Here is a 13,030-nt window from a genome sequence, read left to right on the forward strand (position 1 = left end):
GTAGATCCACGCCATGCCCCCTTCCTCCTTGCCTAGCGCCTCTGGGGCGGCCATCGGACGACGCCGCGCGAGTGCGACCGCCAGCAGGATCCCAATGAGGATGACGACTGCGACACACAGTGCAGTCAGCCCCCAGCCGAGCCGCATGGTCGGCGTTGCTGCGGGACCCGCGGCATGCATGAAATATTCGAACGGTGCGTCGGCGTGTTCCTGAGGCGCGAGGGCGGACAGGGCCATGAGCGGCGCCCCTCACCTGTCCTTGTGACCCGGCAACACTGCATCGAGCACCTGTTTGGCCGTTTCGACGATCACATTGCCTTCGTTCGGATCGCCTTTCATCAGCGCCGACGCGAATGCCTTCGCTTGCGCGAGCGTGATATGCGGCGGCAACGGCGCGATATTCGGATCGGCCTTGACCTCGATCACCACCGGCCGGTCCGATGCCAACGCTTCGTCCCAGGCGGCGCCCATGCGCTCGGCGTCATCGACGTAAATGCCCTTGAGGCCGATCAATTCCGCAAACTTGTGGTACGGCACCGACGGAATATCCTGCGACGCTTCGAATTTCGGGTCACCTTCCATTGCGCGCTGCTCCCACGTCACCTGGTTCAGATCGCTGTTGTTGAGCACCATGCAGATCCAGCGCGGGTCGCTCCATTTTTTCCAGTACTTCGATACGGTGATCAGCTCGGCCATGTTATTCATCTGCATGGCGCCGTCGCCGACCAGAGCAATGACCGGGCGCTCGGGAAACGCGAACTTCGCGGCAATCGCGTAGGGCACCGCGGCACCCATCGACGCGAGGCCGCCCGATAATGAGCACATCATGCCGCGCTAGACCTTGAGGTCGCGCGCATACCAGTTCGCGCACGAACCCGAGTCGCTCGTCACGATTGCGTTGGCGGGAACCTGCGACGATAGCTCCCAGACGGTGCGCTGCGGATTGACTGCGTCCTTGCCCGGTTGATGCGCACGCTTTTCGAGCGTCTCCCACCAGTCCGCGGTCCAACCTTCGATCTTCTTGCGCCACGCCCCGTCGGTTTTCTGTTCGAGCAGCGGCAGCAGCGCGCGCAGCGTCTCTGCGCTATCGCCGACCAGGTTCACCTCCATCGGATAGCGCAGGCTCAGCATGTCGGCTTTCAGATCGACCTGCACGCCGCGTGCGGCATCCTCTTTCGGCAGAAATTCGGCGTACGGAAAGCCCGAGCCGATCATCAGCAAGGTGTCGCATCCGCTCATCAGTTCGTAGCTCGGCTTGGTGCCGAGCAGGCCGATCGCGCCTGTCACGTAGGGCAGATCGTCAGGCAGGACGGCTTTACCGAGCAACGCTTTGGCTACGCCTGCCCCGAGTTTTCCCGCGACGGCGATGACTTCGTCGGTTGCGCCCAGCGCGCCGGCTCCGACCAGAATCGCGACTTTCTTGCCGGCGTTCAGGACGTCTGCGGCCTGCTGCAGATCTGCCGCGTACGGCACGAGTTTGGGCGCGCGATAACCGACACCAGAATGCAGCGTGCCGTGTTTTCGCCCAGGTGCTTCAATCGGTAAGTCCTGCAGATCGTTCGGCAGCACGATCGCAGTGACCTTGCGTTCGGCCAGCGCAATCCGGATTGCACGGTCGACGAGATGACGCACTTGCGCAGGTACGGTTGCCTGTTGAACGAACGCGCCTGCGACGTCCTTGAACATCGAGACCAGATCGAGTTCCTGCTGGTAATGGCCGCCCAATGCCGCACGAGCCTGCTGCCCGCTAATCGCGAGTACTGGCATGTGATCCATACGTGCGTCGTAGAGACCCGTGATCAGATGCGATGCGCCCGGCCCGGAGGTCGCGATGCATACGCCCAGTTCGCCCGTAAATTTCGCATGGGCGGATGCCATGAACGCGGCCATTTCCTCGTGTCGCACCTGGATAAATTCGATCTTTCCTTCGGCACGATTGAGGGCTCCAAATACACCGTTGATGCCGTCGCCCGGATAGCCGTAGATACGGCGGACGCCCCATGCATAGAGTCGTTCAACGATGAAGTCACCGACAGTTTGGCTCATTGTGTTCTCCAGAAAACGGACGGTGGACTCTGTTCCAGCGCGGCGGCAGCAGTGCCCGGAATCGCGCCAGACATGGATCTGGGAGTAAACCTTTGGCGTGGCCGAGAGCGCGCCATGTTCGCCAGATAGAAGAGCAATCTGTGCTCCCGCGTTTTTCCTTTGAGTTTTTAGGGTTCACGGACGTAAGCACCGCTGACAGGTCACACGGGTAGCGGTTGTTCTCTTTCGTTGTCCGAGGCAATCATCGCCACAGCGTCGGCTTCTTTCGGTCCTTTGCGGGGGTTGGCCTGCGTCGCGTGTAGTTCGACCGTCTTTGTAAGACCTATCATTCCGTGACATTTGCTCGTGTTCATACCAGCCAGCGCGGCACGCTGGTGATCCGGCAATGAAACTAGTCGTGATCGTGGTCGTGATCGTGATAATGGTCGTGGTCGTGATAACCGCCGTCTGGCACGACAATGCAGCCGTTCAAGGCAGTTCCAAGACAAATAGCCATCAGCATCAGCGTAAATATTTTTTTCATAACGTGCCTCCCTTGTCAGTTGTGAGCGGACTGGATTCAGATCGCACACTCCGGTGTCTTTGTGCGTGACCGGACGTGTGATTTGAAATACCTACCGTCTCCAGCGCTTTTGGATATGCTGAAATGCGCTTGCAGCGCATAGCAGCAAGATGTGTTCCGCGGCGGCGGCCGCACATGCGTTCCAAGGCTCCGCAGCAAATCGGGAGGCGGGCGCATGACATCCACCGGGCCCGCTCTGGAAACAGCGATCTCCTGTAGATCACGAGCCCGATGCTTCGCAAGCACTGACACAGGCCAGTTTCTTGCTGTGCTTCCTGAGAAGACAACCAACGCCAAGCGCCGGAAATCTCAATGCGCCTCTTGAATCGTCTCGCTGTTGCATGGGTATTACCGCTTGCCGCCTGCGCGATCGGATCATCAGGCCCGGGTGATACAGGCTTTGGCGCGTCGCCTACCATTCCGGCTCCGCAATCGGCGTTGCTTCCAATGGTCAACGTCGCGCCCGTGCAGGCGCGTCCCGCCAATTTCCTTCCCACCGCACCTGCTGGCTTCGCCGTCACTGAGTTTGCCCGCGGTCTTACACATCCACGCTGGCTTTACACGCTGCCCAATGGCGACGTACTGGTCGCGGAAAGCGACGCGCCCGCAGTGCACGATAGCGGCAGCGGCCTATTCGGCTGGATCAGGCGTCAGGTCATGAAGCGCGCTGGAGCGGGCGTACCGAGTCCCGATCGGATCATGCTGTTGCGCGACGAAAACAACAGTGGAGTCGCCCAGACGCCAACCGTGTTTCTCGACGGCCTGCATTCGCCATTCGGCATGGCGCTGATCGGCAACGAGTTGTACGTGGCGGACACGGATGCGCTGCTGCGTTTTGACTATGTATCCGGAGCACGCAGGATTACACGCCCCGGCGTCAAGGTTGCCGACTTACCGGCTGGCCCGATCGACCATCACTGGACAAAAAATATTCTGGCCGACACGTCCGGCAAACATTTGTATATCACCGTGGGATCGAACAGCAATGCGGGGGAAAACGGCATCGAGGCCGAAGAAGGCCGAGCGCGAATTCTTGAATTCGAAGTGGCAAGCGGTCGCTTGCGGCCCTACGCGACTGGATTGCGCAACCCCAACGGTCTCTCCTGGCAACCCGATAGCGGCACGTTGTGGACGGCCGTGAACGAGCGCGACGACCTCGGCAATAACCTTGTGCCCGACTACATGACGGCAGTGAAGGATGGCGCGTTCTATGGCTTTCCCTACAGCTATTACGGGCAGCACGTCGATACGCGCGTCAAACCTCAACGTCCTGACAAGGTTGCAGAGGCCATTGCGCCTGACTATGCCCTTGGTAATCACACCGCCTCGCTAGGACTCGTCTTTTACAACCAGACGGTATTCCCGGCTCATTACGTTGGCGGTGCATTCGTGGGTCAGCACGAATCATGGAACCGCAAGCCGCGCAGCGGCTACAAGGTGGTGTTCGTGCCATTTGTCGACGGAAAACCCGCTGGCGCGCCGGAGGACTTCCTGACCGGCTTTCTGACGCCGGACGGCTCCGCCGTGGGCCGGCCGGTTGGCGTCGCGCTGGACGCGCATGGAGCATTGCTCGTGGCAGACGATGTGGGAAACGCTGTCTGGCGAGTGGCGTGGCGTAACGACGTGAGTTCGGCGAATCTTGCGCCGGTGGGCAAATGATTCCGGGCTCGTGCGCGTCGCAGAACGACAATCACCTTTGTGATTCGGTTTCCACCCTGAACCGTCGTACGTCGCGCCGCAAGGATGGCCCAGTTCGTGCGCCGGGCAATGTGCGGATCAAGGAGACAATGTCATGAAATCGCGCATCTTTACTTACGTGGCCTGCGAATGCGGACACCTCGGGGCCATTATTGAAACCTTCAATGAAAGAAAGGTCGACCGGCGCTACCGGGTTTGGCGGCGAAACCTCTCTAATGTGGGCATTTACGAAGGGGACGACCCGCTATTCGCGGCAACGAAGCCGGCATGTCCGGAGTGCGGCCGCAATCTCGGGCCCGAACATATCGTCGCGCAAAGCGAACTTCACGGTACCGACGAACTTCTGCTTCCAAACGACCGGCTTGAACGCGAGGTTAGCCCGTCCGATCAACATCCCGTCTGTTTCACACGTTCGACCGCGAGCCCGAACACCGGGCGAAGCTTCGTCCCGACGACGTTGCCGAAAAATGCCGAAACGAGCCAGAGCCAGCCGTGCAGGCTGCCCGACACGATGCCGCTGAAGTACGCGCCGATATTGCAGCCGTACGCAAGGCGCGCACCGTAGCCGAGCAGCAGGCCGCCGACGACTGCCGCGACCAGCGAGCGCAGTGGCAGGCGCCACACCGGCGCGTAGCGGCCGGCAAGCGAAGCCGCAATCATCGCGCCGATCACGATGCCGATATCCATCACCGACTTGACGTCGTGGCTGATGGGAGCCGCGAGTGCAGCCGCGTTCGGGCCAGTGCTCCACACCTGCCAGCTCGCGACGCCGATGCCCATCGCGGAAGACGCCTTGGCGCCCCACAGCGCGAACGCCGACGTAATGCCCCAGGGATGACCCGACAGCGCCAGCGTCGCAAAGTTGAGAATCGCGAGCACGGCGCCACCGGCGAATAGCGGCCACGGGCCATGTAACCATGGCGCCGCGGTGGCTACGCGATCGCTCACGAGACGGCCGTGGCGGCGCTTTTCAATCAGCACGGTCACCCCGGCAATCGCCGCGAATACCACGAGGTTCAGCGTGATCGCCGGGCCAACACCGAGCGTCTTCACGAGCGAGATCGGCGGCAGATGCGGCAGCCCGGCCCAGAATGGCAGGTGCGCGGTACCGATCACCGAACCGGCGATGAACGCAATCAGCGTGACCACCATGCGCGTGCTGCCGCCGCCGACCGTATACAGCGTGCCGGAGGCGCAGCCGCCGCCTAGTTGCATGCCGATGCCGAAAATAAACGCACCCACCACGACCGACGTGCCGACCGGTGATACTTCGCCAACTACCGGATGACCGAACAACGTGCCGGCCGAAAGCGCCGGAAAGAACAGCAACACGCCAATCGCGAGCATCAGCATCTGCGCGCGCAGCCCTTCGCCGCGGCCGTCGGCGATGAACACACGCCATGCGGAAGTGAAGCCGAACGCAGCGTGATAGAGCGTGATCCCAAGTAGCGCGCCGAGGACGTACAGCGCGGCCTGCTTCGCGCTAACGGTCTGCGCGAGATAGATCGCCCCGAACATGACAAACGCGAGCGCAACGGCGAGCGGCTTCGGATTGATGTTGACGGAGCCGCGAGGCGTGCCGCCGAACGACGTGGATAGATCGGACATGGTGAACGGGACGGGCGCGCTCGTCGCACAAGGGCAGCACGCCGGTGGAAACCGGCGGTCGCTGCACGGGCGAAAGGCCGCGAAAGATCGTTTAGGAGAAGACCGCAAGTATAACGAAATGTCGCATTGTGACGGCTATCGGCAAGGGCTCGCGTCTTTCGATGGCGAGACCCGGAGCGCATCGTGCCGTGAGCTCGGCATGCCTGTCGTACGGGGCCTGGCAAGCCCCGACACCGGTTAGAACCTGCCGCTTAATAACCCGTTCGTATATCGATATTTCTAGATTGAATTGACAGGACACCCAAAGAACGGAGAGTGTCACCCGGTACTCGCACTACTACCGCACTCAGCGTAGCGAGCCGGGTGACTTCACGTTGTGCCGCCCCCCGGACTTCAGGGCGTCGTATTGCGCATCGTATGGCGCAACTCCTGGTAACTGCGTAAGCCTGCCAGACCGAGCTCCCTGCCCAGCCCGCTTAGCCCGAATCCGCCCCACGACACATGCGGATAGATGAGTTGAGGCGTATTCACCCACACCAGTCCGGCCCGCACGGCGCACTGATAGTGTTGCGCCATTTGCTTGTTGCGCGTGACCACCGTCGCGACCAGACCATAGCGCGTATCGTTCGCGAGGGCAATGGCCTCATCGTCGGTGCGAAACGACTTGACGCACGCGACCGGGCCAAAGATCTCATCGGTCCATAAAATGTTGTCGGCAGACGGCTCGGCGATCACCACTGGAGCCATGAAAAAGCCCCCGTCTGTATCCTGCGCGCTTTGCCCCTGGAACGCGACCTGCGCGCCGGCCTGAACGCCAGCTTCGACGAGCGCCTGGACGCGCGTGCGCTGCCCCTCTGAAATCAGCGGCCCCATTGCGACATCCCGGGTTCCGGGCGCTGCCACGACGAGCGCGCTCACCGCCGTTTCAAAAGCCGTCATGAACTTCCGGTACAGGCTGTCGTGGACGAGAATGCGCGCGGTAGCCGAGCACATCTGCCCGGCATTCGTGAATGCACCACCTACCGCGAGAGAAACAGCCAGCTCGACGTCGGCATCCTCGCGCACGATCAGCGCGGACTTGCCGCCGAGTTCCAGCGTCAGCCGTTTCATGTCCTCAGCGGCGGCGCGCATCACATGCTTGCCAGCGGCCGTGCTACCAGTGAACGAAATCTTGTCGACCAGCGGATGCCGCGTGAGCAACGCGCCAACTTCAGCCCCACCATTGACCACATTGACAACGCCCTCGGGAACGCCGGCCTCGGCGAGCAGATCGACGAGCGCGCACTCAACTGGTGACGTCAGTTCCGAGGGCTTCAGAACCACGGTACAACCCGCCGCAAGCGCGGGCGCGATCTTCCAGGCAGTCGTGACCATCGGGAAATTCCACGGCACGATCAAGGCTGCCACGCCAACCGGGACGTGGAATCGCTCTGCCGCCACACCATCACCTGGGAGTACGATGGATTCGATCTCGAACGCAGTGCCTTGCGTGCAAAGATCGGCGTAGTAGTTGAACGTCGCAATGACATCGCTCACGTCGGTCCATGCCTCCACGGGAGGCTTTCCGCTCACGCGCATCTGCAGCACAGTCAGCTGGTCGCGCCGAGCCTCGACAAGCTCGGCCACCTTGCGCAGGATTTCGCCGCGTTGGGCCGCCGTGAACGCTCGCCAGGAGGCGAACGCCTCGCTCGCGACGCGCACCGCTTCGTCGATCTGCGCGGCGCTGGCGCTTTCCTGCCAGCCGATCGCCTCACCCGTCGACGCGTTGAAGATCGCCGAGCGGCTTTCAGGTACCTCTGCGCGCAAGGCACGTCCCGCGATGCGCGCGGCGGGCAGCACGGGCAAATCGTTGCCAACGGCCGCGAAGAACGGCGTGTCTATCGTATTCATCGCCTGTGGCCTCTCAACGGTAGTGAACACCCGGCATCACGCACAGCATCTCGTACGCGAGGTTCGCGCCGACGAGCGCAGTCGTGCCCGCCTGGTCATAAGGCGGCGACACTTCGACCAGATCCGCGCCGACGACATTGAGCCCTTTCATGCCGCGCACGATTTCCAGACCCTGTTGCACGCTCAGGCCACCTATTTCGGGGGTGCCGGTGCCGGGCGCGAATGACGGATCGAGTCCGTCGATATCGAAACTCAGGTACACGGGTGCGTCCCCCACGCGCTCGCGCACCTCTTCCATCAACGGCGCGAGCGAACGGTTCCAGCATGCCTCCGCCTGCACCACCGTGAAGCCCTGCTGACGGCACCAGTCGAAGTCGTCGGCGTGATAGCCCGTACCGCGCAGGCCGATTTGCGTGACCTTGTCACATTGCAGCAGGCGGTCTTCGACCGCGCGCCGGAACGGTGTGCCATGTGCGATCTTTTCGCCGAACATTGTGTCGTTGACGTCGGCATGCGCATCCACGTGAACGACTGCCACCTTGCCGTACTTCTTGTGCAGCGCGCGCAGGATGGGCCATGCGATCGTGTGGTCGCCGCCAAGCGTGATGGGTCGGCAACCGTTTTCGACGATACGGTCGTAAGCGGTCTCGATCAGACGGATCGAGTCCTTGAGGTCATACGGATTCGTGGCGACGTCGCCAATATCGGCGACCTGCAGCGAATCGAACGGCGCCGCGCGCGTTGCCATGTTGTACGGACGAAGCAGTACGGACTCCGAGCGAATCTGCCGCGGCCCAAAGCGCGCGCCCGATCGATTCGACGTACCCAGGTCGAGCGGAACGCCGACAAAACAGGCATCCAGCCCCTCGGTGGTGGCCGCGTAAGGCAGCCGCATCATCGTAGCGATGCCGCCAAAGCGCGGCATGTCGTTGCCGCCCAGCGGCTGATTCAATTCGTGCGTCATCGCGCCTGTCTCCGTGTAGATAAAAACAATGGGGGCGATGATAGAGAAGAACATCCGCACAAACATATCGAAGATGCAGCGTTTGCATCGAGGTTTATCGATGCAAACTTGCGCGCGTCCGCCATAAGCGCGCGATTACCCGGAGAGCGTGCCGGCTTGCCCGGTGGCCGCGGTCGCGGTCGCGGTCGCGCGAACTGCGCCCTGCTCTTCGCTGCCACTCACCAATGCGACGAGTTCGCGCTTGGTGGTCACGCCGAGCTTGGCGAACGCGCGTTTCGCGTAGGACGTCACCGTCGCCTGGCCCACATCGAGGATCTCCGCGGTTTCAGGCAACGTCTTGCCGGAGATAAAGTGCTTGCAAGCCTCGTATTCGCGTTTCGACAGCCGGATGCCGCCCGCCGCGACCAGTGTGTCGAAGCGCGTCAGCGGAAGGTCGGCCGATTTTCTTTGTGCGACCAGCCTGGCGGCCGTGGTCGATGCATGCAGTTCCAGCACCGGAAAGAGAAAATCGCTGACGTCGCGGAACTGCCGCATTTCCGCGAGCGAAAACGGCGGCCGGTCAAGCGATCGTTCGAGCGCAATGGAAACCTGCTTGTAGCTCGAGCCGCGGGCCAGCACGCATTCGTGCGCGATGGCGACATCATCGTAGATGCGCTTACGGAATTCGCCGGGAGGAATGGCCTCGATATCGCGCACCACGAGCAAGGTCCCGGTTTTGCCGCGGATGCCTGCAAACAGCGGATCGTTGGCCTGAAAGCGCTCGTAATAGAGCGTCATGACCTCGGAAATCTGCGTGTCCGCCACGTCGATACCGCTGCTGCCGATCCATTCGCAGCGATATCCCGACGGCATCGTTTCGTCGACGCGCGAGCGCTCCACGTGTGCAACATCAATGGGAATTACGCCATTCAGAAACCTTGCTAATTGGGGCACGAAGTCAGGTGTACCGACGACCTCCACCAGGTCGCCCAGCGACTTGAACCTGACGGGAAGTGGATCAGTGTCTCGAATGAAATGGGATGTATTCAGTAGCATGCCGTTCTGCCTGTGGCAATTTCGCGAGTATAGCAGTGCCCCCTGGCACGGTGTCCTGCCTTGGCGTAGACAGTGGACAAACCTGGTGAAAGCCCCAGGCAAACGGGGTCCCCGACAATAAAACTGGTTTTGCCCCCCCCGGAACAGGGGCATACCGGTGCTTTCGAAATCGATAGTCTTTCACTCACTTTTCAACGGTTAAGTGAGACAAAAAATGAGCAAGCTGATTCAAGACATCGTGTTGCTGGGTTCCGGCGAAGGCGAATTCACCAAGCTGGAATTCGGCATGGATGAAATCGACTGGCGGGGTGCGGCTGGCCACAGCAGCAAATACGTCGCGGGTTGGTGGGAGGGCAAGGTCGGCGCTGTCGATTTCCCCGAAACCGCCGCAGACGAAGCCGTCTGGTTGACCGAAGGCCGTGTCGCGCTGATCGACGTTGCCGGCAACCGCAAGGAATTCAGCGCCGGCCAGGGCTACCTGCTGCCCGCAGGATTCGCCGGTCGCTGGGAAACACTCGAGGATGCCAAGAAGTTCTACGTCGTGCTCGAGCGCGCCTAAGACCTCGCTTCGGTGCAGGCAATGCACTGCGGGCGTGGCGTACGGGTCACTGTGCCTCGCGCGTCGCGAGGCGTAATCCACGGCACGCCCTCTTCCCAGGCAGGTCTTCGTACATTGCGCGGCAGTCGGCCAGCGGTCGCATGAGCCGGGTCGGCCCATGTCGCTGCGCCATGGAACCGGGCAATCCATTTCAGAAGCATGGCCGCCATGGCTCATTCGCGTAGCGGCGGGCACATTTCAGACGGACGCATCATGAGTGAAATCCTCGAGAGGGGAACGGCAGCGAAGAAGTCCGCAGGCGCCCGGCATGCGCCGGCCGCGCTGGGCATCTCCGAAGCGCTGGCGAATACCTCGCTCTTCCCCTATTGGCTCGACAATCCCGCAGCGCCTCCCGCCGAAACGGAACTCGTTGGTGCAACGAACGCGGACCTGCTCGTGATCGGCGGCGGGTTCACCGGGTTGTGGGCCGCGCTGCAGGCCAAGGAGCAGATGCCGGAACTGGACGTCGTGGTGATCGAAGCACACCTCGTCGCTCACGGCGCGTCGGGACGCGCGGGTGGCATCATCTCGACCTCGGTCATGCACGGTCTGCCGAATGCGGTACGCGTCTTCCCGAACGATATCGAGCAGCTCGAACAGTTCGGACAGCTTAACCTCGACGGCTTCGAAGAGACGCTGCGGCGCTATGACATCGACGCGGAAATCGAATGGAACGGCGAAATGACCGTTGCCGTCGATCCAGCTCATCTGGATCACTTACGCGCCGACTATGAACTTCACCAGCGCCACGGGCACAACGTGCAACTGCTCGATCGCGAGGAAACCCGCGAGCAGCTCGATTCGCCGCTCTTCGCCGGCGCGTTGTGGTCGCGCAATCGCAGTGGCATCGTTCATCCCGCGAAGCTCGCCTGGGGCCTCAAACGGGCGGCCCTTTCGCTCGGTGTGCGGCTCTACGAACACACGCCGCTCGTGACCATCAAGGACGAAGGCAAGACCATCTATGTGACGACGCCCAAGGGCTCCGTGCGCGCACCTCGCGTGCTGTTCGGCAGCGGCACGGCGAAGGTGGGCGTGCCTGACATCAACCGCCGGGTGATGCAGGTCCGCGACCATGTGCTGGCGACAGAACCGCTCACGGACGAGCAGCTTGCGCGGATTGGCTGGAAGAATCGTCAGGGCGTCTATGACACGCGTACCCAGCTCAATTATTTCCGCCTGACCCGGAACAACACCATCATTTTCGGCGGACTCGTGAGCTATCACTTCGACGGCCATCCCGATCCGCATCAGGACCGCAATCGCGAAACCTACCACCGTCTCGCACAGGCGTTCTACACGACGTTCCCGCGGTTGTCCGACGTGAGGTTCTCGCATGCGTGGGGCGGCCCGATCGATTACTGCTCGCGCGGCTCCGTATTCGCGAAGCGCTACTTCGGCGACAAGGCGGTATTCGTGGCCGGGTACACGGGCTTTGGCGTCGCCGCGAGCCGGTTCGGTGCGTTCATGGGACTGAATATCCTGTTCGATCGAAACAGTCCCGAGCGTCGACTCGACATTGCCAACCAGAGTCCCACGTATATCGTCCCTGAGCCGTTCCGTTGGCTCGGCGCAAAGATCACGTTTCACGCGTTCGACGGCGCGGATGCAGAAGGCGGCTGGAAGCGCGCGTGGATTAACGGGCTCAAGGCGATGGGCTTCCCGATGTAAGCGTGGTCTCCATGTGCGTCGGTTGCATGGCGCAAGGTTGTTTCGACTAGCAGGATGCGCAGTATGTTTTCGAATACCACTGACCTCGATTTAAAGCTCATCCGCGTTTTTCTTGCGGTGGCCGATGCCCGCGGAATCGGCGCGGCAGAAGCGTCGCTCGGCGTACGCCAACCGACGATCAGCACGCAGCTCTCGGCGCTCGAAGCGCGGATTGGCTTCAGGCTGTGCGAGCGGGGACGCGGCGGCTTCCGGCTGACGTCGAAGGGTGAGCGATTCGCGGCGACGGCTCGCACACTGATCGGCGCAACGAGTCATTTCGTTGCGCGGGTGCGCGAGATCGATCGAAAGCTGGCGGGTACGCTTTCGATCGGCTTGATCGGACATGCATCGCACGTCGAGAACACGCGCGTAGCCGAAGCAATCAGCGCATTCCAGCGGCGCGATCAGGCGGTGAACATTTCGATGAAAGTGAAATCGCCGCAGGAGCTCGAGGAAGGACTCGTCAATAACCAGCTGGATCTCGCGATCGGCTATTTCTGGCACCGCGTGCCCGGACTCGTCTACCAGCAGCTGTTTGCCGAAAGACAGGTCATCTATTGCGGCCGTGGGCACCCGCTTTTTCAGGAACCTGCTCCCGTCACGGCCGAACATTTACAGAGCGGAAACTGGGTATGGCGTAGCTATCCGATACCGGAAGCACCGTCGACGATAGCCGAACGCCGCGTCACGGCGCTCGCAGACAGCATCGAAGCGGCGACGATCCTGATCATGTCGGGTAATTACCTCGGCTATCTCCCGGCGCACCACGCAGCACCGTTTGTACAGAGAGGGTTTCTCAAGGCATTAGGCGACACCACATTCAGTTTTGAGGTCCCACAGCATCTGGTCACGAAGCGCAGCGCAACGGCCAAACCGAATGTCGCCGCGTTTCGCGAGGACCTGTTCGGTGTCTATGGGATAG

The 13,030-nt window shown here is 61.7% G+C and carries 8 protein-coding genes and 2 pseudogenes; 4 read left to right on the forward strand and 6 right to left on the reverse strand.

The features are described 5' to 3' along the window. Nucleotides 1-249: 249 nt before the first annotated feature. Nucleotides 250-2,046, reverse strand: a pseudogene (locus P3T43_RS07455) (thiamine pyrophosphate-requiring protein). A 391-nt stretch (nucleotides 2,047-2,437) separates the two neighbouring features. Continuing rightward, on the reverse strand, nucleotides 2,438-2,569 hold the full coding sequence (locus P3T43_RS07460; RefSeq protein WP_429280404.1) for a hypothetical protein: 132 nt from the start codon (nucleotides 2,567-2,569) through the stop codon (nucleotides 2,438-2,440). A gap of 351 nt (nucleotides 2,570-2,920) precedes the next feature. Here P3T43_RS07460 and P3T43_RS07465 point away from each other — a divergent pair, with 351 nt between their 5' ends. Further along, nucleotides 2,921-4,267 carry a PQQ-dependent sugar dehydrogenase gene (locus P3T43_RS07465; protein WP_429280405.1) on the forward strand — a complete coding sequence of 449 codons (1,347 nt, stop codon included), beginning with the start codon at nucleotides 2,921-2,923 and terminating at the stop codon, nucleotides 4,265-4,267. Between the two features lie 426 nt (nucleotides 4,268-4,693). Here P3T43_RS07465 and P3T43_RS07470 read toward each other — a convergent pair whose 3' ends face one another. The 4 genes from P3T43_RS07470 to P3T43_RS07485 form a co-directional block, all read right to left on the reverse strand. Further along, nucleotides 4,694-5,914 carry a YeeE/YedE family protein gene (locus P3T43_RS07470; protein ID WP_429280406.1) on the reverse strand — a complete coding sequence of 407 codons (1,221 nt, stop codon included), beginning with the start codon at nucleotides 5,912-5,914 and terminating at the stop codon, nucleotides 4,694-4,696. A gap of 393 nt (nucleotides 5,915-6,307) precedes the next feature. Then, nucleotides 6,308-7,804, reverse strand: coding sequence for an aldehyde dehydrogenase family protein (locus P3T43_RS07475; protein ID WP_429280407.1), 1,497 nt, complete (start codon nucleotides 7,802-7,804; stop codon nucleotides 6,308-6,310). Between the two features lie 13 nt (nucleotides 7,805-7,817). Next, a complete protein-coding gene (speB, locus tag P3T43_RS07480) occupies nucleotides 7,818-8,768 on the reverse strand; it encodes an agmatinase (protein WP_429280408.1) in 951 nt (316 codons plus the stop codon). A gap of 135 nt (nucleotides 8,769-8,903) precedes the next feature. Further along, on the reverse strand, nucleotides 8,904-9,803 hold the full coding sequence (locus tag P3T43_RS07485) for a helix-turn-helix transcriptional regulator (RefSeq protein ID WP_429280409.1): 900 nt from the start codon (nucleotides 9,801-9,803) through the stop codon (nucleotides 8,904-8,906). A gap of 214 nt (nucleotides 9,804-10,017) precedes the next feature. Here P3T43_RS07485 and P3T43_RS07490 point away from each other — a divergent pair, with 214 nt between their 5' ends. The 3 genes and pseudogenes from P3T43_RS07490 to P3T43_RS07500 form a co-directional block, all read left to right on the forward strand. Then, on the forward strand, nucleotides 10,018-10,362 hold the full coding sequence (locus P3T43_RS07490) for a cupin domain-containing protein (protein ID WP_429280410.1): 345 nt from the start codon (nucleotides 10,018-10,020) through the stop codon (nucleotides 10,360-10,362). Nucleotides 10,363-10,614: 252 nt separating this feature from the next. Further along, entirely contained in the window at nucleotides 10,615-12,069 is a 1,455-nt protein-coding gene (locus P3T43_RS07495) for an NAD(P)/FAD-dependent oxidoreductase (protein WP_429280411.1), read from the forward strand. Nucleotides 12,070-12,132: 63 nt separating this feature from the next. Continuing rightward, a pseudogene (locus P3T43_RS07500) lies at nucleotides 12,133-13,029 on the forward strand (LysR family transcriptional regulator); the annotation flags it as partial. Nucleotide 13,030: the final 1 nt, after the last annotated feature.

This window comes from Paraburkholderia sp. GAS41 (assembly GCF_050436545.1).
In the GTDB taxonomy this organism is placed as follows: Bacteria; Pseudomonadota; Gammaproteobacteria; order Burkholderiales; family Burkholderiaceae; genus Paraburkholderia.

Coding starts and splice junctions, on each gene's coding strand:
- P3T43_RS07460 (WP_429280404.1), bottom strand. CDS start 2,569: ATGAAAAAAATATTTACGCTGATGCTGATGGCTATTTGTCTTGGAACT.
- P3T43_RS07465 (WP_429280405.1), top strand. CDS start 2,921: ATGCGCCTCTTGAATCGTCTCGCTGTTGCATGGGTATTACCGCTTGCC.
- P3T43_RS07470 (WP_429280406.1), bottom strand. CDS start 5,914: ATGTCCGATCTATCCACGTCGTTCGGCGGCACGCCTCGCGGCTCCGTC.
- P3T43_RS07475 (WP_429280407.1), bottom strand. CDS start 7,804: ATGAATACGATAGACACGCCGTTCTTCGCGGCCGTTGGCAACGATTTG.
- speB (WP_429280408.1), bottom strand. CDS start 8,768: ATGACGCACGAATTGAATCAGCCGCTGGGCGGCAACGACATGCCGCGC.
- P3T43_RS07485 (WP_429280409.1), bottom strand. CDS start 9,803: ATGCTACTGAATACATCCCATTTCATTCGAGACACTGATCCACTTCCC.
- P3T43_RS07490 (WP_429280410.1), top strand. CDS start 10,018: ATGAGCAAGCTGATTCAAGACATCGTGTTGCTGGGTTCCGGCGAAGGC.
- P3T43_RS07495 (WP_429280411.1), top strand. CDS start 10,615: ATGAGTGAAATCCTCGAGAGGGGAACGGCAGCGAAGAAGTCCGCAGGC.